General features: G+C 61.4%; 22 protein-coding genes. 10 read left to right on the top strand and 12 right to left on the bottom strand.

The window, feature by feature from the left end; all coding sequences use genetic code 11:
• Positions 1-3: 3 nt before the first annotated feature.
• From JYJ39_RS04290 to hemN, 4 genes are all read right to left on the bottom strand, one after another.
• The gene (locus JYJ39_RS04290; RefSeq protein WP_205202495.1) at positions 4-210 is read right to left on the bottom strand and encodes a heavy-metal-associated domain-containing protein; all 207 of its coding nucleotides are present in this window, start codon (positions 208-210) and stop codon (positions 4-6) included.
• An 18-nt stretch (positions 211-228) separates the two neighbouring features.
• On the bottom strand, positions 229-2,445 hold the full coding sequence (locus JYJ39_RS04285) for a heavy metal translocating P-type ATPase (RefSeq protein ID WP_275887958.1): 2,217 nt from the start codon (positions 2,443-2,445) through the stop codon (positions 229-231).
• Position 2,446: 1 nt separating this feature from the next.
• The gene (locus tag JYJ39_RS04280; protein ID WP_205202327.1) at positions 2,447-3,115 is read right to left on the bottom strand and encodes a sulfite exporter TauE/SafE family protein; all 669 of its coding nucleotides are present in this window, start codon (positions 3,113-3,115) and stop codon (positions 2,447-2,449) included.
• Between the two features lie 171 nt (positions 3,116-3,286).
• A complete protein-coding gene (gene hemN / locus JYJ39_RS04275; protein WP_205202325.1) occupies positions 3,287-4,690 on the bottom strand; it encodes an oxygen-independent coproporphyrinogen III oxidase in 1,404 nt (467 codons plus the stop codon).
• 100 nt (positions 4,691-4,790) lie between these two features.
• On the opposite strand from hemN, the gene fnr reads away from it, so the two are divergent.
• From fnr to gdhA, 3 genes are all read left to right on the top strand, one after another.
• Complete coding sequence (fnr, locus tag JYJ39_RS04270; protein ID WP_205202323.1) at positions 4,791-5,534, top strand: fumarate/nitrate reduction transcriptional regulator Fnr; 744 nt, start codon at positions 4,791-4,793, stop codon at positions 5,532-5,534.
• A gap of 255 nt (positions 5,535-5,789) precedes the next feature.
• Entirely contained in the window at positions 5,790-6,188 is a 399-nt protein-coding gene (gene rnk / locus JYJ39_RS04265) for a nucleoside diphosphate kinase regulator (protein WP_240189537.1), read from the top strand.
• A 25-nt stretch (positions 6,189-6,213) separates the two neighbouring features.
• Positions 6,214-7,557 carry an NADP-specific glutamate dehydrogenase gene (gene gdhA / locus JYJ39_RS04260; protein WP_205202321.1) on the top strand — a complete coding sequence of 448 codons (1,344 nt, stop codon included), beginning with the start codon at positions 6,214-6,216 and terminating at the stop codon, positions 7,555-7,557.
• Between the two features lie 6 nt (positions 7,558-7,563).
• Here the strand turns inward: gdhA and JYJ39_RS04255 are convergent, their stop codons facing one another.
• The 5 genes from JYJ39_RS04255 to JYJ39_RS04235 all read right to left on the bottom strand — a co-directional run bounded on the left by JYJ39_RS04255 (position 7,564) and on the right by JYJ39_RS04235 (position 11,708).
• Positions 7,564-7,947: a SirB2 family protein gene (locus JYJ39_RS04255; RefSeq protein ID WP_205202318.1), complete on the bottom strand. Its 384-nt coding sequence runs from the start codon at positions 7,945-7,947 to the stop codon at positions 7,564-7,566.
• A complete protein-coding gene (locus JYJ39_RS04250; protein ID WP_205202316.1) occupies positions 7,944-9,242 on the bottom strand; it encodes a hypothetical protein in 1,299 nt (432 codons plus the stop codon). The genes JYJ39_RS04255 and JYJ39_RS04250 overlap by 4 nt, the downstream gene beginning before the upstream one ends.
• Positions 9,243-9,259: 17 nt before the next feature.
• Entirely contained in the window at positions 9,260-9,484 is a 225-nt protein-coding gene (locus JYJ39_RS04245) for a DUF2249 domain-containing protein (protein WP_205202314.1), read from the bottom strand.
• Positions 9,484-9,924, bottom strand: a complete 441-nt coding sequence (locus JYJ39_RS04240) for a hemerythrin domain-containing protein (RefSeq protein ID WP_240189535.1) — start codon at positions 9,922-9,924, stop codon at positions 9,484-9,486. The genes JYJ39_RS04245 and JYJ39_RS04240 overlap by 1 nt, the downstream gene beginning before the upstream one ends.
• A 113-nt stretch (positions 9,925-10,037) precedes the next feature.
• Positions 10,038-11,708 (bottom strand): PHA/PHB synthase family protein, encoded by a 1,671-nt coding sequence (locus JYJ39_RS04235; protein WP_240189545.1) that lies wholly within the window; start codon positions 11,706-11,708, stop codon positions 10,038-10,040.
• A gap of 378 nt (positions 11,709-12,086) precedes the next feature.
• Here JYJ39_RS04235 and JYJ39_RS04230 point away from each other — a divergent pair, with 378 nt between their 5' ends.
• The 7 genes from JYJ39_RS04230 to JYJ39_RS04200 all read left to right on the top strand — a co-directional run bounded on the left by JYJ39_RS04230 (position 12,087) and on the right by JYJ39_RS04200 (position 20,371).
• The gene (locus JYJ39_RS04230) at positions 12,087-12,530 is read left to right on the top strand and encodes a universal stress protein (RefSeq protein ID WP_205202309.1); all 444 of its coding nucleotides are present in this window, start codon (positions 12,087-12,089) and stop codon (positions 12,528-12,530) included.
• 159 nt (positions 12,531-12,689) lie between these two features.
• Positions 12,690-13,478, top strand: coding sequence for an enoyl-ACP reductase FabI (gene fabI / locus JYJ39_RS04225; protein ID WP_205202308.1), 789 nt, complete (start codon positions 12,690-12,692; stop codon positions 13,476-13,478).
• 69 nt (positions 13,479-13,547) lie between these two features.
• Complete coding sequence (locus JYJ39_RS04220) at positions 13,548-14,126, top strand: hypothetical protein (RefSeq protein ID WP_205202307.1); 579 nt, start codon at positions 13,548-13,550, stop codon at positions 14,124-14,126.
• Positions 14,127-14,136: 10 nt separating this feature from the next.
• The gene (locus JYJ39_RS04215) at positions 14,137-14,619 is read left to right on the top strand and encodes a hypothetical protein (RefSeq protein WP_205202306.1); all 483 of its coding nucleotides are present in this window, start codon (positions 14,137-14,139) and stop codon (positions 14,617-14,619) included.
• Positions 14,620-14,649: 30 nt separating this feature from the next.
• On the top strand, positions 14,650-16,080 hold the full coding sequence (locus tag JYJ39_RS04210) for a bifunctional enoyl-CoA hydratase/phosphate acetyltransferase (RefSeq protein WP_205202305.1): 1,431 nt from the start codon (positions 14,650-14,652) through the stop codon (positions 16,078-16,080).
• Entirely contained in the window at positions 16,077-17,258 is a 1,182-nt protein-coding gene (locus JYJ39_RS04205; protein WP_205202304.1) for an acetate/propionate family kinase, read from the top strand. The genes JYJ39_RS04210 and JYJ39_RS04205 overlap by 4 nt, the downstream gene beginning before the upstream one ends.
• A 212-nt stretch (positions 17,259-17,470) precedes the next feature.
• The gene (locus JYJ39_RS04200) at positions 17,471-20,371 is read left to right on the top strand and encodes an adenosylcobalamin-dependent ribonucleoside-diphosphate reductase (protein ID WP_205202302.1); all 2,901 of its coding nucleotides are present in this window, start codon (positions 17,471-17,473) and stop codon (positions 20,369-20,371) included.
• A gap of 154 nt (positions 20,372-20,525) precedes the next feature.
• Here JYJ39_RS04200 and JYJ39_RS04195 read toward each other — a convergent pair whose 3' ends face one another.
• The 3 genes from JYJ39_RS04195 to JYJ39_RS04185 are packed head-to-tail and all read right to left on the bottom strand — an operon-like array spanning position 20,526 to position 24,797.
• A complete protein-coding gene (locus JYJ39_RS04195) occupies positions 20,526-22,616 on the bottom strand; it encodes a site-2 protease family protein (RefSeq protein ID WP_205202300.1) in 2,091 nt (696 codons plus the stop codon).
• 10 nt (positions 22,617-22,626) lie between these two features.
• Positions 22,627-23,976 (bottom strand): efflux RND transporter periplasmic adaptor subunit, encoded by a 1,350-nt coding sequence (locus tag JYJ39_RS04190; protein WP_205202298.1) that lies wholly within the window; start codon positions 23,974-23,976, stop codon positions 22,627-22,629.
• Positions 23,973-24,797, bottom strand: coding sequence for an efflux RND transporter periplasmic adaptor subunit (locus JYJ39_RS04185; RefSeq protein ID WP_205202297.1), 825 nt, complete (start codon positions 24,795-24,797; stop codon positions 23,973-23,975). The genes JYJ39_RS04190 and JYJ39_RS04185 overlap by 4 nt, the downstream gene beginning before the upstream one ends.
• Positions 24,798-24,884: the final 87 nt, after the last annotated feature.

Genomic DNA, 24,884 nt, shown 5'->3' with positions numbered 1-24,884 from the left:
AATTCAGCTGGCGTCGAAGCCAGCATCTTCGATCGCGGCGCACAACGCAGCGCGATCAATCTGTGCCGGATCGAACTCAACATCCGCACTCGCCTTCTCCAGCGACACCTCGGCAGCACACACCCCCGGCAAAGCCGCCAGGACGCTGCTGATATTTTTGACGCAGCCTTCGCAACTCATGCCCTCAATCCTGATTTCCGTCGTTTGCATCATCTACTCCTTGCGCATTCATTGTCCCGGCCGCCAGCGCCGCAGCATGAGCGAACTCGTGACCACCGACACCGAACTCAGTGCCATCGCTGCTCCGGCAAATACCGGATTAAGGTAGCCAAGGGCAGCCAGCGGAATACCAACCACATTGTAGATGAAGGCAAAGAAGAGGTTCTGCCGAATTTTCCCCAGCGTCGCTGCCGACAGGGAAATGGCATCGGCAACGCCCATCAGGTCACTACGGATCAGGGTCAGGTCGGCCGCCTCGATCGCCGCGTCCGAACCAGCGCCAATGGCAAAACTGACATCGGCGGCAGCCAGTGCCGGCGCATCGTTGATACCGTCACCCACCATCGCCACCACACTGCCCGCCGTCTTGAGCGCATTGATTGCTGCTGCCTTGCCGGCGGGCAGAATACCGGTGCGAAAATCCTCAATACCCGCTTCCCTGGCAATCACTGCGGCCGTTGCCGCGTTATCGCCCGTCAGCATGACCACCTTGATGCCCCGCTGCTGCAGCCGCTGTACCGCGGCCCGGGAACTGGCACGCAGGGTATCGGCCACTGCCAGATAAGCCAGCGGAACGACAACACCGGCCGCCTCGATCCGGGCCAGCACGATCACCGTCTTGCCTTGGCCCTGCAACGCCAGCACCTGGGGGGCCTCGGCCTGACCAAGCCAGTCTGGCGCTCCCAGGCGAAACTGCTGGTCATCAACCCACGCTTCCACACCCTGACCAGTGATGGCGTTGAACTGACTGACAGCCGGCAACTCGTGTCCTGTTGCCGCCGCGCCCGCCTGCTCCTGCCAGGCTGCCAGCACGGCACGCGCCAGCGGATGCTCGGAGTGCTGTTCCAGAGCCACCGCCAGTCGTAGTGCCTGCCGCTCGTCACCGACCAGAGCGAACAGATCGGTCAGGCGCGGTCGACCTTGGGTCAAAGTCCCCGTCTTATCCAGCGCCAGGACAGTGATTTTTTCCGCGCGTTCAAGCGCTTCGGCATTGCGCACCAGGATGCCAGCCTGCGCACCCTGCCCCGTGCCCACCATGATCGCCGTCGGCGTCGCCAGCCCAAGCGCACACGGACAGGCGATGACCAACACGGCCACAGAATTGACCAAGGCTGCGGCGAAATCGCCCCCCAGCCACCACCACAACAGAAAAGTCAGCAGGGCGATAGCACACACTGCGGGCACGAAAATGCTGGAAATTCGATCAGCCAGCCGCTGTACCGGCGCCTTCGAGCCTTGCGCCTCGCCCACCATGCGGATGATGCCGGCGAGCAAGGTCGCCTCACCCACGCCTGTCGCCCGACAACGCAGGCTGCCAGAGCCATTGCTGGTCGCCGCAAAGACCTGGTCGCCGGTACGTTTGCCGACCGGCATGCTCTCGCCCGTCAGCATGGCTTCATCCACACTGGAGTCACCCTCCTCGACCACCCCATCGACCGGCACACTTTCGCCCGGGCGCACCAGAAACACGTCGCCCGGCATCAACGCATCGACCGGCACATCGACCCAGTGGCCCGCACGCTCGATGCGCGCCACCTTCGGACGCAGCCGAATCAGGGATTCAATGGCCGCCGAGGTACGTGCCTTGGCCCGTGCTTCCAGCAATTTTCCGAGCAGGACGAGGGTGATCACCGCCGCCGCCCCCTCGAAATAGACATGTTGCTCGTGCAGACCGAACACGGTCACCACGGTGGAGAAAATCCACGCCATGCTGGTTCCCAGGGCCACCAGGACATCCATGTTCGCCCCACCGCCTCGCAGTGATTTCCAGGCGCCGTCGTAAAAGCGCGCACCGATCCAGAACTGCACCGGCGTCGCCAGCGCGAGCTGCAGCCAGCGCGGCAACTCATTGTCGTGCCCCCCCTCGCCAAACATGAAAACCATCTGCCCAACCAGGGGCAAGGTCAGCGCCAGCGCCACCCAGAAATGCCGTAACTCCTGCCGGTAGGCCTGCTGTTTGGCGATTTTTTCCCGCTCACGCGTTCCCGCATCGACCGGCACGGCAGTGAAGCCAGCTTTTGCCACTGCGGCAATCACCGCTTCAACTGCCGCCCCCTGCAGGCGCACCCGTGCCCGTTCAGCCGCCAGATTGACATTGGCCTGCATTCCCGGCTGTCGATTGAGCACTTTCTCCAGGCGTGTCGAACACGCCGCGCACGTCATGCCACCGATGGCAAACTCAACGACACTTTCCGCGCCTTCACTCACAAATTCCTGGTCCGGCAATTCAGCCTCCTTGCAATAGATGGCGTACCCCGAAGAGCCCATAGACCCCGAAACCCAGCACTAAAATCCCGGAAATACGGCGCACCCAGACATTTCTGACGAAATGATTGAAGCGCCCCAGCACCACCCCCGCCAGCAGCAAATTGGGCAAGGTTCCCAGACCAAAGGCCAGCATCAACCCGGCGCCATGCCAGGCTGAGCCTGCGGACAACGCGCTCGCCAGGGCGCCATAGACCAGACCACAGGGCAACCATCCCCATAACAGCCCAAGCGGCAAAGCCTGCGCCACCGTGCGCGCGGGCAGGAAACGGCGCGTCAGCGGCTGGATGCGGCGCCATAATTTCTGCCCGGCCTTTTCCGTCAGCGCCAGCGCCCCGGTCACACCCAGCAGGTATAACCCCAGCGCCACCAGCATCAGGTTGGCGAAGACGTACAACACAAGACGCGCTGTGGTCTGCCCTGCCAGACCCAGGCTGGCCGCGCCCAGCGCGCCAGCCAGCGCACCAGCCAGTCCATAAGAAAGAATCCGCCCCGTGTTGTAGGCCAGATGCAAGGACCAGCGCCCGCCCCCCATGGACAAGGCACCGACAATGCCACCGCACATACCGACACAATGCGTGCCGCCAAGCAGGCCAACGAGAAAGAGGGCAAAAAAACTGGTGCTCAGCATGTATTCGCCACAAACATCACGGGGGTCGATCCGCTTCTCACATGAGGGGTATCACCCGAGTCACCGGAACGGCTGCACCTCGGCTGTGTGCAGCCATAACCGAAAAAAGTTCGGCATCCAGCGCCACGGACTGCGATCATCACGCCGAACAGGATAATCCGGACAACCGGCTCAAATCACCTTGGAATAGCGTGTACGCTGGCGGTCGGCACGCAGATAGCGGTCAAATGCCATCGAAATGACACGCACCAGCATGCGCCCGGGCGGCAGGACCGTAATCCAGTCCTTCTCGATCTTGAGCAGACCGCCACGCTCCATCTCGCGCAACTCTTCCAGTTCACCAGCGAAATACTTATGGAAATCGATCAGATGGGCACTTTCGATGCTCTCAATCGACAACTCGAAATGGCACATCAAGGCCTGAATGATGGAGCGGCGCAGGATATCGTCGGCATTGAGCTCAATGCCACGATGCACCGGCAGCATGGGCGCATCCAACCGGTCGTAGTATTCGTCCAGCGTTTTGACGTTCTGGTAGTAGGTCGGGCCAACCTTACTGATCGACGAAATGCCGAAGGACAGCATGTCGCAGTCGGCATAGGTCGAGTAGCCCTGGAAATTACGGTGCAGACGTCCCTGTCGCTGAGCCACCGCCAGCTCATCATCCGGTTTGGCAAAATGATCCATGCCGATGAAGACATAACCCGCATCGGTCAGTTTCTTGATCGCCAGCGCCAGAATCTGCAGGCGCTCCTCCGGTGTTGGCAGATCGGCGTCAGCAATCCGCCGCTGTGGCTTGAACAAGCCCGGCAAGTGGGCATAGTTGTAGATCGACAGACGATCGGGGTCCATTGCCAGCACCCGTTCCAGGGTCCGGTCAAAACCGGCCACGGTCTGGTGCGGCAAGCCGTAGATAAGATCCACCGACACCGATTTGAAGCCACTGGCGCGCGCCGCGCGAATCACGTTCGCCGTTTCTTCCTCGCTCTGTACACGATTCACGGCGATCTGCACCCGCTCGTCAAAATCCTGCACGCCGACGCTCATGCGGTTGAAACCCAGCTCTCCCAGCAAGGCCACCGTCGCCGTATCAACCTTGCGCGGATCGACCTCGATCGAATACTCCCCACCATCGAGCATCTTGAAGTGCTTGCGCGTCTCCGCCATCAGCTGGCGCATTTCATCATGCGCCAGGAAGGTCGGCGTCCCCCCACCCCAATGCAACTGGATCACTTCATGCTTACCCCCCTCTCCCTCCAGGGCGGCACTTTGCAAAGCAAGCTCCTTGCCCAGGTATTTGAGGTACTTCGCGCTACGCCCGTGATCCTTGGTAATGATCTTGTTACAAGCGCAGTAATAGCAGATGGTGTTACAGAAGGGGATGTGGAAGTATAATGAAAGCGGTCGGCTGATCCCGCCAATGTTACGCTTGCCCAACCACAGCTCGGCAGCCTTGGCATCAAAAGCTTCGACAAAACGGTCGGCCGTCGGGTAAGACGTGTAGCGCGGGCCATTGACGTCAAAGCGGCGGATCAGTTGCGGATCGAAGACAAGATTTTCAGTTGAAAAATTCATTTGGGATCAAAGAGGTGACTGGTTTGATTATGTGGGCGCGGATTATATTCCCGGTTGACGTGGATCAAGCCGAAGCAGCTTGTCCCAATGCAGGTTGTACATGCCCAACACGCAACCGTTGAACCAGGATCTGTCACTGACCGTCATCAAGACGGTTTGTTCCACCTGCAACTTGCGCGAATTGTGCCTGCCCTTCGGGCTCAGCCTGGAAGAACTGGAGCGGCTGGACGATCTGATCTCGACGCGCCGCCGCATCAAGCGCGGTGACTACCTGTACCGGGTTGGCGACAGCTTTGACGCCATCTACGCCATCCGCAGCGGCTTCTTCAAAACCGACGTACTGCTCGAAGATGGCCGCGAACAGGTCACCGGCTTCCAGATGGGTGGCGAATTGCTGGGCCTGGACGGCATCAGCACCGAACATCACACCTGCAACGCCATCGCCCTCGAAGATAGCGAAATCTGCGCCATTCCCTTTGCCCGCCTGGAAAGCCTGTCGCGCGAAATTCACACCTTGCAGCGACATTTTCACAAGGTGATGAGCCGGGAAATCGTGCGCGACCATGGCGTCATGATGCTGCTTGGTACCATGCGTGCCGAAGAGCGCCTGGCGGCTTTCCTGCTCAATCTGTCACAGCGATTCACCGCGCGCGGGTTCTCCCACACCGAGTTCTACCTGCGCATGACCCGCGAAGAAATCGGCAGTTACCTCGGCCTCAAGCTGGAAACGGTGTCGCGCGCCTTCTCACGGTTCCAGGAAGAAGGCCACATTGCCGTACAGCAGAAACACGTGCGCATCCTGAACGTTGACGGTTTGAAAGCACTGCTCAATCAACGCGCCTGAGTACTGCAACCCTGGCGCTTCCGGGCAACAGCTTCAGCCATTCGGCACGCGCAAGAGCTGCCTTGCGGCATGCCCCCCGCCTGCGCCCCAGTTCAACACACAGCACAGGCCGAGCCAGCCAAGATCAACAGGAATAGGGCCGCCAGCCAGATTTTCCGGGGATTTTCTTGACGGAAAAGTATCTCGCTGTAGAATAGGCGGGTTTGACAATTTTCGAAGGACACCAGATCCTTTCCACCGCTACGTAACTGCTCTGTGAACAATCCAACCAACAACTCCCTCACCATCGGCAAGACAGACTATCTCTGTCTGATGCACCTGCGCCCACCAGAAGATCTGGCGAGCGAACTCGAGCGCGCCAGCATCGTGGCCGATGATGCCGTGCCGGCCAACGTGGTCAGCATGGGCTCGCGCGTGGCGTATGCAGAGAAGGGCACAGGCAATCGTCGCGAAGTTGAAATCGTGTATCCATCCGACGCCAATCCTGCACAGGGCAAGGTGTCGGTGTTTGCCCCAGTCGGTGCTGCGCTGATCGGTCTTGCCGTCGGCGACGAAATCGACTGGGAATTTCCTGGTGGCGCAAGCCGCCGTTTAGTCGTCGTGGAGGTCGTCCACCCCACGACCAGTCCGTCGGTGCTGCCACCGCAGCGCTGACATTTTTCCTCGGGAGAAACCTATCGTGCGCTATACCTCATTACAAGATTTTCTCAACCAAGTTAGCACACGAAACCGAGGACAACCCGAGTTCGAGCAGGCCGTCACCGAGGTGATTGAAAGCCTCTGGCCGTTCCTTGAGAAGAACCCGCGCTACACCGATCACGCTCTGCTCGACCGCCTGGTCGAACCGGAGCGCGTCATCATGTTCCGGGTTTCCTGGCTCGACGATCGCGGGCAAGTCCAGGTCAATCGTGGCTACCGTATCCAGCACTCCTCTGCCATCGGCCCCTACAAGGGCGGGATCCGCTTCCATCCTTCGGTCAATCTCTCCATCCTCAAATTCCTTGCTTTCGAGCAGACCTTCAAGAACGCGCTGACCACGTTGCCCATGGGCGGCGGCAAGGGCGGGTCGGATTTCGATCCGAAGGGTCGCAGCCCCGGCGAGGTCATGCGTTTCTGCCAGGCATTCGTCAGCGAGCTATTCCGCCATATCGGCAGTGATACTGACGTACCGGCAGGCGACATCGGCGTCGGCGGACGTGAGGTCGGGTTCATGGCCGGCATGATGAAGAAGCTGTCCAACCGCTCCGACTGCGTATTTACCGGCAAGGGCATCAGCTTCGGCGGCTCGCTCATCCGTCCGGAAGCCACCGGCTATGGCACCGTCTATTTTGCGCAGGAAATGCTCAAGCTCAAGAACAAGAGCTTTGACGGCATGCGCGTCAGCGTCTCCGGTGCCGGCAATGTCGCCCAGTACGCGGTAGAAAAAGCCATGTCCCTGGGCGCCAAGGTCGTCACGGTGTCGGATTCGTCCGGTTGCATCGTCGATGATGCCGGTTTTACGCCGGAAAAACTCGCCATCCTGATGGAAATCAAGAACGAGAAATACGGCCGCGTCAGCGATTACGCCAGCCGCGTCGGCGCACAATTCATCGCCGGTGCCACCCCATGGCACGTGCCGGTAGACATTGCCCTGCCCTGCGCCACGCAGAACGAGCTGAACCTGGAAGACGCCAAGACCCTGGTCAAGAATGCTGTCATCTGCGTTGCCGAAGGCGCCAACATGCCTTCGACAGCCGAAGCTGCCAAATTCTTCGAACAGCAAGGCGTACTCTACGCCCCGGGCAAAGCCAGCAATGCCGGCGGCGTGGCTACTTCCGGTCTGGAAATGAGCCAGAACGCCATGCGGCTGTCGTGGACCCAGGAAGAGGTGGATGACCGTCTGCACAAGATCATGTGCAGTATCCACGAAGCATGTGTACGCCACGGCACCCATGCTGACGGCAAGGTCAGCTACGTCGACGGAGCCAATATCGCAGGTTTCGTCAAAGTAGCCGACGCCATGCTCGCGCAAGGCGTCATCTAAGGGCTGTTAGAACAGTCCCAGGCTCGCTTGCCGGCTCAAGGCCACGCCTACAATGTAGGCGAAAGCCAGAGCGGCAAGCAGGCCGAATTTGAGGCGCGACACTGACGTCCGCCCCGCTTTCAAAGCCATAGCCCCCAATCCAATGTAAACCAGCAGCGCCAGTACCTTGGCGGTCAGCCAGGCGTGCACAAACGGATATTGACCACTCAACCAGACCATGGCGAGTGCGCTACAGAGCAAGGCTGTATCGATCACATGCGGCAAAATACGGGTCATACGGACACGCGCCAGACGCGACTCCGTCAGCACCCAGAAAAAGCGCACCGCGAACCCCAGTCCCGAGAGCACGACACAGGTGACATGCAGGTGCTTCAGCGCAACGTAACTCATGCTCTTTCCCCATTCACGACAGCCTGCAGGCGAAAACCCCGATAACGCCAACATGCGCGCACCAGATTGAGAAACAAACCGGCCCCGGTCAGCACGATCAGCACTCCGGCAGGTATGACCATCGCGGCAGGCCAGATCCAGGCCGCCAGCAAGCCCCCCCCGGCAAGGTAAAACAGGTAGAGCTGATATTCAGCTTCCACCTCAGCCAGCAAACGATTCATGGCCGGAGGCGGCTGGCCGATCGCAGAACGATTCTGCAAGTCAAACCAGAGCAGGAAAGGCACGATTTTGTACAGCATGCCCGTAATAAAAGCGACATCCCCCCCCAGCACAACGAGCAAACCCAGCAATAGCGGCCACGCCTTGAACTCACCCAGCGCTGGCCATACGCCTTCAGCAAGCGCCATGGTCAGCGCCGCCAGTACTGCGTACAGTGCAAACTGCCAGTAGCGAAATGTCACATCCACTCTCGCCCGGCGGCGTTTCTTCTGCAGCAACAGGGTGGCAATGACGAAGCCCCCCGTAGTCAACACCAACAGGACACGGGCAACGGTAACCAGCCACTCAACCCCCACCAGAGCACCCACACTCCACAGCAGCAACGCCAGGAAAACCAGCCGCGGGAACCACCAGGCGAGGCGTGCCGGATAACCAGGCGTCAGCTGGAACATGGGCACCACCACATAAGCCACGGCTGCCAGCAAAATCGCCGTCCAGCCCCCCAAACCCCAACCCGCGTGCAGATTGGCCACCCGATCCAGAACAAGCGGCCACCCCCCGGCCAGGGCAAGCAGCATATACACACCGCTGACCACGGTGATCAGCAGCGCCAGCAATGCAATTTTCAGGCCGCGAATACTTGGACTCGTTGAAGGTACCCGCCACAGCGCCCAGCCGCTTGCCGCAATAAAAACCCCCAAGGCAATGACCAGAAATACAGCCGCAGCATACATCCATGTACTGGCCCCCTGCAGGAAACCAAGCGCCAGAGAGAGGACGCCAAGATTGAGCGCGGGGTGCACCACTGCTGCCAGCAGACGAGGCTGTGGCAGATGGGCCCCCGCCACCACGGGCAGGATCTGGATCAGGGCACCGAGCATAATCTGCAGCATGAACCCCAGCGTCAGCAGGTGGGTCAACGCCAGCGCCGCCGGCGTCCAGCGCGAAGCAAATACAGCCTGCCCTTCAAACGCGAGCAAGACCCCTGCCAGCACCAAATACAACGGCGCCGTCAGGAAGAAACGCGCCGGTACCGCCACCGGCGGCCCTTGCTCAAAGGCGAGTAAGGCCTGCATCTAAGTGCGGCACGCGATCAGCAGGTGATACGAATGGCAAATGTGCCATCCGCGCGCAACTCACTCACCCAGTTGTGTCCATTCTTCTGCAACACACGGTACAGCGGATGCGGTTCGCGAAAAAGCAGCAGCAGCATTTCCTCGCCCGGTTGCAAGGTATCCAGCATTTCCATGGTGGCCACAAAAGGTTGGGGTGGTTCCATGAAACGCGCGTCAACGGTACGTTCGGCAGGAAAATCCATCATCCCTCCCGCAAGGCAGCCTGCAGACGCTCAAGCAAAGCAGGAGCAGCCGCCAAATGCTGGTCGCACATCGGATAAAGCACGTTTTCTTCCTTCATGTTGTGCTGTTGCATGGTAATTAGCAGACTGTCCACCTGCCCGAGAAAACCTTCGCGGTCACCCCCCGCAAGCGCCGCAGCAGCGGCATTCATCATGGCGCGCATCTGTTCGTGTTCCATGCGCATCACCTGGGTCGGCCCCATGCGCATGCCGGTAGCGTCCTCAAATGCCGGGAAAAGCATTCCCTCCTCGGCAGCAAAATGACGCAACACCGCCTGCCGAAAACGCTCGAAACCGTCCTTTGCCAGGGCCAGATCGCCACCACTGGCGGCCTGCTCGGCAACAGCAAACAAATCGTCGCAGGCGCGGTGGTCTTGCTGAAGGAACTGCTGCAGAGTCATGACGTACATCCCGGAATGATTACTGGTATACGGTTATTCTCCGGGATGCAGCGAAGACGGGCATTGATAGGCATCAAAGCCCGCCTCCAGCTACCGCCGCAACGGTCTGCGACTTATTTTTCCAGCACGTAAGTACCCGGTGCATCGGCCAAGGCTGGGAATTTACGATTCGATACCGGGTAGGCATCCACCACGGCATCAGCACGCTGGCGCAGCCAGGCCGTCCAGTCTCCCCACCAACTCCCGGGTGTTTTCTCGGTGCGCCCCTGCCAGCGTTCCCAGTGCTCGTTATGCTCCGGCTCACCCGCCCAATAGGCACGTTTGGGTGGATTCACCGGCGGATTGACGATGCCCAGGATATGCCCGGAAGTAGACAAGACGAAACGCACCGGTGCGCTCACGTTGACATATTTGCGGATGCGATAGCACTGCTTCCAGGGCGCGATGTGATCATCGAACGCAGTCACCGCATACAGCGGTTGGGTAATTCGGCCCAGGTCGATGCTTTCGCCGGCAATCGTCAGATGGTCGCGCTTGATCAGATTGTTGTGCAGATACATCTCACGCAGGTAGTAGCTGTGCATGGCCTGCGGCATGCGCGTCGAATCGACGTTCCAGAACAGCACATCGAAGGGTGGCAGCGGTTCGCCGAGAAGATAGCTATGCACCCAGTAATGCCAGATCAGGCTGTTCGAGCGCAGCAGACGGAAGGAGGATGCCATCTGCGCACCATCGAGATAGCCCTGCTCGGCCATCATCTTCTCCAGGGCTTCGATGCAGACCTCATCGATGAACACATCGATGTCACCCGGATTGGAAAAATCGACCAGGGTGGTAAACAGCGTCCAGTCAGCCACCGGCATGTCTTTTTCGGCATAGCGCTTGTTGGCCCAGGCCATATACGTACTGACCAGCGTCCCGCCGATGCAATACCCCACCAGATGCACTTGCGGCACCTGACAGAACTCCCGCGCCACCCGCACCGCCTCACTGACACCTTCGGTCAGATAATCGTCGAAGCGGATGTCGTGCATCGTTTCATCCGGGTTCTTCCAGCTGGTGATGAATACAGAAAACCCCTGATCGGTCAGGTACTTGACCAGACTTTTACGGGAATTCAAGTCCAGGATGTAGAACTTGTTGATCCACGGCGTGATGATGACGATCGGCATCGCCTGCACTTTTTCCGTCGTCGGCGTGTAGTGGATCAACTCCAGCATGCGATTGCGGAACACCACCTTGCCCGGCGTCGTCGCCAGATCCTTGCCGACGGTGAATGCGTCCGGCGGCACCATCTGAATATTCTTGGCCTTGGCATCACGCTGAAAATTCACCCAACCCTGGCGCAAGCTCTCGCCACCGCTGGTTACCGCACGCTCGATGGCCGTGGGATTGAGCCAGAAGAAATTGGTCGGCGCCACCGCATTGAGCCATTTGCGCAACCAGAACGCAGCCCGGCGCTGCTCCTTCTCCGACAACCCCGGCGTCTCGAAGGCCATGTCCTGCAAGCGGTGGGTGAAAGCGAGATACCACTCTTTGATGATGTCCCAGGTGGCAGAATCGGTCCATGCCGGATCGGCGAAACGCGCATCATCCGGATGCGGCGTGACCACATCGGTCGACGGCAGGCCGAGCGCTCGCCGCGCAACGTGCGCCTGCAAGGCGAGCAAATCCCCGCTCAGACCGTGAACGGCACGCGACAGCTCCACCGGATGCATCCACCAGGCCAGCTGGGCGCGCATGGCTGACGACACGACACCAAAAGGGTCAAGCGCATTGCTCATCGCACGCAAGGCACTTTCGACGGGACTCAAGGTGTGCAAATCAAGGGCACCACGATCGGCAACGGGGCTTTGCGGCATGGTCATCTCCTGTTAAGTGAACCATTTTCACTTTCAACTCGAGATTTTACCGTCTCGCACACGCCCCGTGACAAATTAGATCAAACGCATGCCAGCATCCTGCCCCCGGTGGCTACCGAGACGCCCCGCACACATCCAGCGGATGAGTACGGAATAACGACAGCAATACGCCATTGCGACGACATCTCAGGTCATGCACATCACCTTCCGGCCGCGCAATTTTGCTTTCCCCCCGACTTGGCGTAGCATCCCCTGGCCCGGCACAAAAGAGCGCCGGCAAGCCATTTGAGGAGTTTCTACATGTTCAAGCACATTCTCGTTCCCACCGATGGTTCCGAGCTGTCCAGCGCCACTGCCAAGCGCGCCGTGGATTACGCCCAAGAAACCGGCGCCCGCATCACCGCCTTTTATGCCAAGCCGGAATATCGCATCGCCTATTTTGGCGAAGGCGCATTGATCGATTCCACCACACCCGCCACCTTCGCCGAAATGGCCGAGAAGCAAGCTGCCGAGGTCCTGGGCAAGGTCGCCGCCTGGTGCAAGGAAGCCGGCGTCCCCTGCGACACACGCTCCACCACCAGTGACCTGCCTTACGAAGCCATCATCAATGCCGCCACCGATGCGGGCTGTGACATGATCTTCATGGCCTCGCACGGTCGCCGTGGCATCACCGGCCTGTTGCTGGGCAGCGAAACCAACAAGGTGCTCACGCATTCAAAAATCCCGGTTCTCGTCTACCGCTGACCGCACTGACGCAGGGCGGCTGCATGGCCTGGTGCCACTGCAGCCGCCCTTTTACGTACACATCGCAATGAAATAATTTCCTTACACGCGTGTGCTAATCTCCGCTTTGCCGCAACGCAACAAAAAATACTTTGCCATTCAAAAACACAAGGAAAGAACATGACTTGCCAAGCCTCATCCCCCGCTCTGCCGCTGGCCGGTAAAAAAGGTCTCATCATTGGTGTCGCCAACGACAAATCCATCGCCTATGCGGTTGCGCAGGCCATCGTCGCCCTGGGGGGCGAAGTTGCCATCACCTATCAGAATGACAAAACTGCCCGCTACACCCAACCGCTTGCCGACGCTCTTGGCGCCAAGCTGTTCCTGAAACTCGACGTCGCCGAACCGGGCAGCCTGGAAAACGTCGTCGCAGAATGCGGCAAGGCCTTCGGCCAGATCGATTTCGCCATTCACTCGATGGCCTTCTGCAACGCCGACGACCTGCACGGCCGCGTCATCGACGCCACCGAACAAGGCTTCGACTCGGCCATGAACATTTCCTGCCACAGCTTCCTGCGCATGGCGAAGGCTCTGGAACCGCTGATGACCAACGGTGGCGCCTTGATCACTATGTCCTACCTCGGCGCCGAGCGCGTGGTGCGCAACTACGGCGTCATGGGCATCATCAAGGCCGCGCTCGAATCCGCCGTGCGCTACATGGCGCACGATCTTGGCCCCAAGGGCATCCGCGTCTTTGCCGTCTCGCCTGGTCCGATCATGACGCGTGCTGCTTCCGGCATCGCCAATTTCAACAACCTCCTGGAAGCCGATGCCCAGAAAGCACCGCTTGGCCGCACTGTCACCATTGAAGAAGTCGGCGCATTGACGGCTTTCCTGTGCTCCCCGGGTTCTTCCGGCATGACCGGCCAGACCATCTACGTTGACGCCGGCGCCCATATCGTCGCCTGATTGTCGACGCGTCCCGACGGCTGCCGCCTGCCGGCAGCCGCATTGATTACCTCAGCGAAAGGCAACGCCATGGCTGACACTCCACCGCCGCTGCTGCCCGATCCCATTCCTGACCATCCCCTGCTTGCCGGCCGCAAGGAAATCGGCCGTGGTGAGAGCACCATCGTCATCGAGGCCGATTCTGTCGACGGCCAGGAGCGGGTCTACAAAGTGCTCACCTCCCCCACCGATCACGCCTATTACACGGCGCCAGATCGCCCAACCGGCCGACATTTTCCGATCGTATTCGCCGATCATGGCAGCTTTGGCCGCTCCAGCCGCGGTTTTCCCTACTATCTGGTCGAAGTCGAACGCCTCTATCCACTCCATGGGGGCGGCGAAGCAGCCGAAGCTGCAACCAAGATCTCCTCCGCCTATTTCGATGCCTGCATGATGTGGCGCAATCTCGCCCAGGACATGGGCCGCATCGCCCTGCACCACCTTACCACCACGCCCATGGGCTGGACCCAGACGGTCAATGAGTCACTCAAGGCACTGGAAGTGTTTGCCGAGGAATACGGGGCGCTGCCTGACCTGATCAAGGCTGACAACCTGATGATGCGCAAGGACGGCACCCTGGTCTTCTCGGACCCGGTTTTCATGGAATGAAGACACGCACATGAGCATTACCCAGGTTTTCTACACCTCGCGCAAACTGGCCGAAACACTGGCCGGCAATCCCTACATGGCCGTCATTTCGATCACTGATCCGACCACGCCGGCAGCCCGTCTCGATCCGCTCTTTCGCCATATCCTGCGCCTGTCATTCTTCGATGCGATACCGGCCGACCAGTTCATGCCGCCGCTCCCCGGCCTGTTCAACCGCGACATGGCACGCCAGATCGACACCTTCGTCCAGGAACTGCACGCCGCACCATTCGAACTCTCGCTCATGGTGCACTGTGAATACGGCGTCAGTCGCTCGGCTGCCATCGCCCTCTTCGCTTCGGCCACCACCGGTGCTCCGCTGGCGGCACGCGAATTCACCTACGAAGCCAACACCTGGGTGATCGAGACCCTGGAAAACCTCCATCCGGGCCTGACCATCGACATTCCGCGCCCGGAGGCCTGCACCGAGCGGCGCCTGGCGCAGCGCGCCTGACCCATTTCAATTTTTCGCAAGGAAACCGTCATGTCACCAAGCTGCCAGACCAGCGAAAGCCGCTACCTGAGCAATAAAACCTTCGACGAAATCGCTGTCGGCGATTGTGCCAGCCTGACCCGCACGCTGATGCCGGAAGACGTCAAGCTGTTTGCCATCCTGACGGGCGACATCAACCCGGCCACCATCGACCCCAAATACTCGGAAAGCGGCATGTTCCGTGAGGCCATTGCGCACGGCATGTGGAGCGGCTCCCTGGTGTCCACCGTCCTCGCCACCCAGTTTCCCGGCCCGGGCACCATCCTGGTTGACCAGTCGCTGCGCTACACCCGCCCAGTCAGCATCGGCGACCGTATCGAACTGACCTTGACCGTCAAGCAGAAATTCACCCACAACCGGCACGTGCTGTTCGATTGCGTCTGCATCAATCAGGAAGGTCTCGAGGTCGTGCACGGCACAGCCGAAGTCCTCGCTCCCAGCGAAAAAATCACCCGCCTGCTGCAGGATGGCCACGCCCCTGCCATCCGCATCGACGACAAGCACGCCCGTTTCACCGAACTACTGGCCCGCGTCAAGGGCCTGGAGCCCATCCCGACCGCCGTCGCCCACCCGTGCGATGTCGAATCGTTGAAAGGCCCGATCCAGGCGTTCCAGGCCGGCATCATCGAGCCCATCCTGGTCGGCCCGGAAAGCAAGATCCGTTCGGTCGCGGAGGAAAACGGCCTCGACCTCTCCGGCATCCGCATCGTCAATGCTGCCCACAGTCACGATTCAGCCGCACTGGCGGTGTCGCTGGTCAAGACTGGCGATGCTGAAGCCCTGATGAAAGGCAGCCTGCACACCGACGAATTGATGAGCGAAGTCATCGCCCGCGCCAACGGCCTGCGCACCAATCGCCGCATCAGCCACGTCTTCGTCATGCAGGTACCGACCTACCACCGACCGCTGCTGATTACCGACGCCGCCATCAACATCGCGCCGACGCTGGAAGAAAAAGTCGACATCATCCAGAACGCCATCGATCTCGCCCACGTCCTGGGTATCGCCGAACCCAAGGTCGCCATCCTGTCAGCCGTGGAAACGGTCAACCCCAAGATTGAATCGACACTGCACGCCGCGGCCCTGTGCAAGATGGCCGATCGCGGCCAGATCAAGGGCGGACTGCTGGACGGCCCGCTGGCCTTCGACAACGCGGTCTCCATCGTCGCCGCCAAAACCAAGGGCATTCAGTCCGCTGTGGCAGGCCAGGCGGAAATCCTGGTGGTACCGGATCTCGAATCCGGCAACATGGTGGCCAAGCAGCTCGAATATCTCGCCAACGCGCTGACCGCCGGCATCGTACTCGGCACCAAGGTACCCATCGTCCTCACCAGTCGCGCCGACACGGCCGAAACACGCACCGCCTCCTGCGTCATCGCCGCACTCATCGCCCACGCCAAACGCGCCAAGGAAAACGCATGAAACCCAGCATTCTCACCATCAACGCCGGCTCCTCTTCGATCAAGTTCGCTCTCTTTCCGCTCGCCACACCGATCTCACCAGAAGCCGAGGTCTCCGGCCAGATCGACGGCCTGGGCACCAGCACCACCCGCCTGGTCGCCAAAAACCGGGCTGGCGAACGCGTTGCCGACCAGATCATCGAAGGCGACAAGGTCGATCACCGCGCCGCCTTCGACGCCCTGCTGCAATGGTTCATCGGCAGTTACAGCGGCTGGAAGATCATCGCGGTCGGTCACCGCGTCGTTCATGGCGGCGAACGTTACGCGCAGCCGATCGTGATCGACAACACCGTTCTCGGCCACCTGGAAAGTTTCATCCCGCTCGCTCCCCTGCACCAGCCGCACAACGTCGCCGGCATCGAAGCCCTGCGCACCCTGTTGCCGGAAGTACCCCAGGTTGCCTGCTTCGATACGGCATTTCACCGCAGCCAACCCGACATCGCGCAGCAATTTGCGCTGCCGCGCAGTTTCACGGCCGAAGGCATCAAACGCTACGGCTTTCACGGCCTCTCCTACGAATACATCGCCCGGGCGCTGCCGCAGCATTCGCACCGCGCCGACGGCCGCGTCGTCGTCTGCCATCTGGGTAACGGCGCCAGCATGGCGGCCATGGTCCGCCGCAAATGCGTCGCCACCACCCTCGGCTTTTCCACCATCGACGGCCTGATGATGGGCACCCGGTGCGGCAACATCGACCCCGGCCTGATCCTGCATCTGATGGAAAGCAAACAGCTGTCGGTCAAGGACATGACCCGCATCCTCTACAAGGAATCCGGCCTGCTCGGCGTTTCCGGCATCAGCCAGGACATGCGCACCCTGCTCGCGTCCGACAAACCGGAAGCGCATGAAGCAGTGGAACTCTTCTGCTACCGCATCGCCCGCGAACTGGGCTCGCTCGCCGCTGCTGCCGGCGGCCTGGATGCCGTGGTGTTCACCGGCGGTATCGGCGAGCACGCTGCCGAAGTCCGCCGTCGTGTCTGCCTGCAGGCGGAATGGCTGGGCATCCGGGTCAATCCGGAAGCCAACGCCCGTCACGATGTTTTCATCAGTGCCGGCAACAGCAGCGTCGATGTGCTGGTCATCCCGACCAATGAAGAATGGATGATGGCGCACCATGCGCAAACACTGCTCGCGCTCTGAGTAAAAATAAAATCAGCCGCAGCCAGGGCTCCCCCGGAAACGGGCGGAGCCCTTGTTTTTTCGGCAATTTTTCCGTCATCACAGACGTTGAGCGCAGACAAACAAAACCACTGCATATAGTCAAGCCCTTGTCACACACCACTACATCTAGTAGATTACTCCCCCAGCGAAAACACACCACACGTCCACAAAACAATCGAGAGGAGCCCTGGATGAACCCGCAAGCCGAGCAGTTGTCCCTCACTGACATTCCCGCCCCGCCGCAATTCGCGCCGCTGCCGGAGCAGGAGATTTCCGGCGAGGTGCTCGTCGAAAAATACGCCAAGGGCAAGGAAACCAATGTCCATGACGTACGCAAACGGGTCGCCTGGGCGCTGGCGCAAGTCGAGCAGGAAAAAGATCGCCCGCACTGGGAAGCGCGCTTCCTGTGGGCACAAGAAAACGGCTTCATCCCCGCCGGGCGCATCAACTCCGCCGCCGGCACCGACCTGCAGGCCACCCTGATCAACTGCTTCGTGCAACCGGTTGGCGACTCCATCGTCGAAGATACCGACGGCAAACCCGGCATTTACACCGCGCTGGCGCAAGCGGCTGAAACCATGCGTCGCGGTGGCGGCGTCGGTTACGATTTCTCCTCGATCCGACCGCAAGGCGCCCGCGTCAAGGGCACCCAGTCGCGCGCCTCGGGCCCGGTGTCCTACATGCGCGTCTTCGACCGTTCCTGCGAAACCGTCGAATCTGCCGGCGCCCGCCGCGGTGCGCAGATGGGCGTGTTGCGCTGCGACCATCCGGACATCGAAGAATTCATCCACGCCAAGGACAAGGGTGACCTGACCAATTTCAACATCTCCATCGGCGTCACCGATGCCTTCATGCAGGCCGTCGATAGCGATGGCTTCGTTGAACTCACCCATCGCGCCGAACCCAATGCCGACATGCGTGCGGAAGGCGCCTACCAGCGCGACGACGGCATCTGGGTCTATCGCAAGCTGCGCGCCCGCGAACTGTGGGATCAGGTGATGAAATCCACCTACGACCACGCCGAACCGGGCATCCTGTTCCTCGACCGGATGAACAAGGACAACAACCTCAATTACTGCGAAGTCATCGAGGCCACCAACCCCTGCGCCGAACAGCCGCTGCCGCCGTACGGCTGCTGCTGCCTGGGTTCGATCAACCTCACCCTGTTCGTGCGCGACGCCTTCTCCGACAAGGCCAGCTTCGATTTCGACGCCTTCGCCGAAGTCTGCCGCGTATCCACCCGCATGCTCGACAACGTGCTCGACGCCACCCACTGGCCGCTCGAGCGTCAGCAGCAGGAAGCCGCCAACAAGCGCCGTGTCGGTCTCGGCTTCACCGGCCTCGGTGACGCCCTGGCCATGCTCCGCCTGCGTTACGACAAGCCGGAAGCCCGCGCCATGGCCGCCCGCATCAGCGAATTCATGCGCGATACGGCGTATCTGTACTCGGTCGACATGGCCAAGGAACGCGGCGCCTTCCCGCTGTTCAACGCCGAACTCTATCTGTCCGGCGGCAACTTCGCCTCGCGCTTGCCGGCCGACATCAAGAATGAAATCCGCCAGCACGGCCTGCGCAACTCGCACCTGCTGTCGATCGCCCCCACCGGCACCATCTCGCTGGCCTTCGCCGACAACGCCTCGAACGGCATCGAGCCGCCCTTCTCCTGGACCTACAACCGTAAAAAGCGGATGCAGGACGGCACGATCAAGGAATACTCGGTCGAAGACTACGCCTGGCGCCTGTACAAGCATCAGGGCGGCGACGTCAGCAAGCTGCCGGATTATTTCGTCACGGCGCTGGAAATCTCGGCCAAGGCGCACGCCGACATGGTGGCTGCGGTGGCCCCCTTCATCGACACCTCCATCTCGAAAACGGTCAACGTGCCGGCCGATTACCCCTACGAAGACTTCCAGGATCTCTACCTGCAAGCCTGGAAATCCGGCCTGAAGGGCCTCGCCACCTATCGCCCGAACAGCGTACTGGGTTCGGTGCTGTCGGTCGAACCCAGCGCACCGGCCAAGGAAGACAGCGACGCCAAGGCACCACAGGATTTCGTTTCCGATGCCAACCGTCGCCTGTCGATCAAGAACCTGCCGGCCCCGGTGCTCGCCAGCCTGCGCTGGCCGGGGCGCCCCAGCCTGCCGGAAGGCAACCTGTGCTGGACCTACATGGTCGACTCGCCGCTCGGCAAATTCGCCCTCTTCGTCGGCCACGTCGAACCGGAAACCGAAGGCCGTGCCTGGCCGTTCGAAGTCTGGGCCAACGGCCCGGCCGAACCGCGTGGTCTGGGCGCCATTGCCAAAACCCTGTCGATGGACATGCGCGCCAAGGATCACGCCTGGCTGGAAATGAAACTCGACGCGCTGGCCAAGACCCCGGGCGACGCTTTCGACATGCCGATGCCACCGCACGGCGAGCGCAAACGCATGCCGTCCGTGGTTTCCGCCATGGCGCAAGTCATCCGCTGGCGCGTGGAACAACTCGGCGCCCTCAACCATGATGGCCCGACCCTGGTGAAGGATGCCCTGTTCAGCACCAAGGAACCCAAAACCGGCACCGACGGCACCCTGTCGTGGACGGTGGACGTCAGCAACCCTTCCACCGGCGAGGATTTCGTCCTTGGCCTGAAGGAAATCACCCTGCCCGACGGCGTCACCCGCCCCTACTCGATGTGGCTCTCCGGTAACTACCCGCGCGCCCTCGACGGCCTGTGCAAGCTGCTCTCGCTCGACATGCGCGTCATCGACCCGGCCTGGATCGGCATGAAGCTGCGCAAACTGCTGGATTATTCCGAGCCACTCGGCGACTTCATGGCCTTCGTTCCCGGCTCGCGCAAACAGCAGACCTGGCCATCGACCGTCGCCTACATCGCCCAGCTGATCATCCACCGCTACGCCATGCTCGGCATCCTCGACGAGGAAGGTTTCCCGCTGCAGCAGATGGGCATCCTCGAAGCCCCGGAAGACACCACCAGCAACAAGGTGCTGCCCACCGTCGGCAAGCTGTGCAGCGAATGCGGCAACCACACCATGATCCGCAAGGACGGCTGTGACTTCTGTACCGCCTGCGGCGCAGTGGGAACCTGCGGCTAAAGCAGCACCAGGGGTCACACTCCCGCAGGATCAAGACAATGGCCCGGATTTCCGGGCCATTGTCAATTTCAGGCCAAGCGAAAAAGCGCACGCGCTCCAGGCCAAATCCTGTGATGGCGCATCAGCCTTCTGTCAGCCTCGCCACAGAAAGACTTCAAAACCCACTTTCCCGTACCAACGTTGCCAGAGCCCCCTTGAGGCTTTCCCAGACCAGACTACGTGGCTTGCCGGCAATACGCACACTGCCGCGCATTTCACGGATTTCTGCGGGCACATCGTGCAACCGGATGCGCACACGGTAGAGCGCCTCGCGTGGCGTCGCTTCGCGACCATCGGGCTGGGTAGTGAAGCCGCCGCCATGGCGGCTGTCCAGCATCGGGTGCGGTAGCCGCGGGCTACCTGTACTGTCGACCGCGACAACTTCGCCAGCCAGCGCCCACACACCGTTCTGCGGCAAAAAACTGACGCGGGCGCCGGCTTCGATACGATCAACCAGGCGCTGTTCGACATAGGCATCAACCACCCAGCTGTGCGGATCAATCAGCACCCCCAGTGCCTCACGCACACCAAGCCAGGTTCCAGGGCGCAGCAGCGGCGACACATCGCGCCACTGCCCGGCGAATTCAGCCTGCACCGCAAGCCGCCCGGTTTCCTCGGCGATGCCGCGCAACTCGGCGTGCTGCTCGTCGAGGCGCTGCGTAAGCGCCCGTTGTTTGTTGACGCCTCCGTCAAGCTCAAGCAACCCCGCCAGGCGGCGCTCCAGCGCCTGGGTGCCGGCCAGCACCTGTGCCTGCCGGGCAAGCAGATCAGGGGTCGAGAATGCGGCCAGCGTCGCCCCTGCCGCCACCACCCCACCGGCGTGCAACTCGACCAATTCGGCCGGAAAGGGCGCAAAGACCAGTTGCTGCCGCTCGGCGCGCGCCAGACCGTGGGTGTCGACACTGAACGGCCAGGGAATCAGCGCCAGCAGAAAGAGTCCGGCCAGGACCCCATGAAGCAACTGCCGGCGCCGCAAATGCACCTCCGGCCAACGTTTTTTCCACACAGCAACCTCCATCCACACCGGGCGGCCGATAAACCAGACCAATTCGACCAGCATCAAAAAAATCCCCAGCGCCTTGAAGAAAAAGAAATACACCATCAGGGCAATGCCCAGGAAAACGATCAGGCGGTACACCCAGGTCGTGAAAGCAAAAACGATCAGGGTGCGGCGCGTTTTACTGGGCAGGGTTTCCGGCCACGCATCCGGCAAGCCGAGCAGGCTGCGGCGCAGCCAGATGCGTGCCAGGGCGCCGGAACGCTCATGCAGATTGGGAAAATCGAGCAGGTCAGAAAGAATGAAATAGCCGTCGAAACGCATGAAGGGGCTGATATTCAGCGCCAGCGACACGACCCAGCCCGTGGTGGCCAGATACAGTGCGGCCTGTCGCAAGGCCCCCTCATCCAGCAATGCCCAGGCCAGCGTTGCCAAGCCGGCCAGGATGATTTCAACACTGACGCCCGCCAGCGAAATCGCCAGCCGCTGCCGATGTGAACGCAGCCGCCAGGATTCGCCGGTATCGGTGTAGAGCATGGGCCACATCACCAGAAAGGCCACCCCCATGTGCGCCACCCGCACCCCGAGACGAGTCGCCACCACCGCATGCCCAAGTTCATGCAAGGTTTTGGAGACGATCAGGGCCAGCACGAAACCGAGCATCCCGGTGGGTGTCAGGCTGTCGAGCACGCTGTGTGTGAAGTGTTCCCATTGCCGCACCACCAGCACCAGACCCAGCAAGGTCGCGGCGAACACCAGCCAGAAGGCCAGTGGCGTAAACAAGGGCGCCAGCGCCGGCGTCAATTTGTCGAGAAAACGCTGCGGCCGGACCAACGGAACACGAATGAACAGATAATTGTGCAGCCACCAGCGCCAATGGCGCCAGCCCGGCTCACGTGCATGGCGCAGCAGACGCTGGCGTGTGTCGCCGGACGGCAACGTCAGTTGATGCAAATCGAGAAAGCGGGCGAAATCAGCCACCTGCTCAGCCTCCACCGCCAATGGCGTGCTGGCCTCGATCGCGGCAGCAATCTCGTCCGGCTTGCCCGGCCAGCGCAGCAGGCATTCATATTCCAGCCAGCCGATACGGAAAAAACGGTTGCTGACCGGGTCCTGAATCGCCCAGGTCGGTCCGCCATCGGCACCGGGACCGGACGCGTACAAGCGCAAATCCTGCCGCAGCGCCTGGGGTAAAGGCGCTTCGTTCATGCGGCTGTCCTCACCAGCCACTCCATTCGCGCAGCTTCGCCAGTGGCCGGCGCAGGATGTAGTAACCCAAGGTCACCCAGCCGCCATAGACCTTGGCCGTGCCGCGCAGGCCAATGCGGACATCCTTTTCTGCCAGGCTGGCCCGCAGACGATAACTGGCCACGCCATCGCCTTCGACGCTGGCCTGATAGCTGGTTTCAGTGATAACTCCCGACACTGGCGAGAGCGGGCGCACCGTAAGAAAGAACTTGAGCGGCGCCCCCACTTCCAGACTGATCGCATCAGCCACCGGCAGATGCACCAGCAAGGCCGGTTTGGCTGGATTGGCGAGCAGCATGATGCGCTCGCCGGTGACCACCGGCCGCCCCTGCCAGTTATCGGGATCGGGGAACACGGCGATACCGTCGTACGGCGCCAGCGCATCGACCCGCGCCAACTGCGCCTCAACTGCCGCCAGTTCGGCGCGTTTCTCCTGCGCACGGCCGGTCAGGGCGGCCAGCTCCGACTTGCTGCGGCTATCGTCGAACGCCATCTGCGTTGCGGCCTGCAGTTCAGCATCGGCCACCGCCACCGATTTACGGGCCACTTCAAGGCGGTTGCGCAAGGTCGTGTCGTCCAGCGAGAACAGCGGCTCACCGGCCTTAACCAGCTGATTGGGGCGCACGTGAATGTTCTTGATCACCCCGTCGATGGCCGCAGTAATCGCCATGGCATCTTCCGCCACCACTTCTGCCGGTGCCAACGCACTTTGCCGCACCGGCAGGAAGCACAGCGCCAGCAAAACCGTCAGTGCGATCCGCCGCTGCCATTGCCCCGCCGCCTGCCAACGTGCCCGCAGACCCCGGCGCGGCGTGCCGGCCAGCATCTCCCAGCAATAAGACCAGCTCTCTCCAAGCCGTCCGAGCAGATGAATCAGTTCCTCTGCGGGCGGCTGATCGAGTAGAAACGCCGCCCAGCCGAGCAGCTCACCATCGCGCCGGCGCAAGGGCAAGGCCAGCACGCCCGCCGGCCACCACTCCGCCCAGCCATCCGCCACATCCTCCGGTGCGGCCGCCAGTTGCGCAGGCGTCGGCGCCAACCAGCCGCCGTGCTTGCCAGCCTCGGGCAACTGGCCCACCACCCACGGCCAGGCGCGCTTCAACCACAGCGTATAGGGGCTGTCCTCGGCGAGTTTCACCAGCCCGGAAACGGTCATGACCTGGTCACGAGCGTCGAAGACCAGCGCCTGCCGGAAATTCAGCACCGCATGCACGTCATTGGCGATGGAAAATCCGAGTTCGGTCAAATTCACCGCCGCCCGCGCCCGTGCTTCGAGGTGGGCGGCGAATGCTTCGACACTCACCGGCGCCGGTGTGCTCAAGGCGCCACCTTGAAGCGCGCGATGCCGCTCATGCCGGCCAGGAGCTCCGGCTCAGCCTTGTCCATGCGCGCCTCCAGTTCGATGGTTTGCGCCACGGCGTCGACACGGGCGTTGATCAAAGTCACCTTGGCTTGATAGGTGCGCCCGGTTTCGTTGATATCCACTTCGAACGGCGTGCCCACACTGACCTGGCGCAGCCAGCGCGAAGGAATGTTCAGCCGCAGTTTCAGCGGCCCGTCGCTGATCATCTCGAGCAGAGGCGCGCCGACATTCACGCCCTGGTGCGGCTTCACATGCACCTTCACCACCCGTCCGGTAAACGGCGCCACCACCGTGCATTGCGCCAGTTGCGCGCGGCTCATCGCAATCGCCGCCTTCGCCTTGTCAGCCCCGGCAGCGGCTAGCGTGACTTCCATGTCGCCCGCCGCGTCGAGTTTGCGCAGGCGCTCCTTGGCATTCAGCGTTTCCCGGGCCGAGTTGTACTCCGCCTGCGCCATGTTCAGCCGCGCCGCTGCCTCGCCACAGTCGAAACCGATCACCGCCTTGCCTTTCTGCACCTTGCCGCCCAATTCCGCCTTCAGGCTGGAAATGCGCCCCACCATCTGGGCCACCAGCGTGGTTTCCAGCTCCGGGGTCAGCAGCACGCGGATCGTATCCGGATTTTCCGCCGGGGCTGCCGCCTTCGCCACCGGCGCAGCGGGTTTGGCCGCGGACTGCGCGGCGGGCTTGACCCCCGCCGGCGGCACGGGCGATTGCGCCAGCGCCGCCGCGCTCAAGGAAAACACTGCCAGCGCGGCAGCCTTACGCCAGGGATGAATCATGTTCCACCTCATTCACTCGACAGCCGGGGAATTTGCTACAGCCATCGCAAAAATATTTACCCACCACGGCGGTCGCGCCCCACGGCC

The sequence above is a fragment of the Azonexus hydrophilus genome, assembly GCF_905120355.1.
Classification (GTDB): domain Bacteria; phylum Pseudomonadota; class Gammaproteobacteria; order Burkholderiales; family Rhodocyclaceae; genus Azonexus.
Note: the sequence above shows the minus strand (reverse complement) of the source record. Positions and strands in the feature narration are given on the sequence as shown.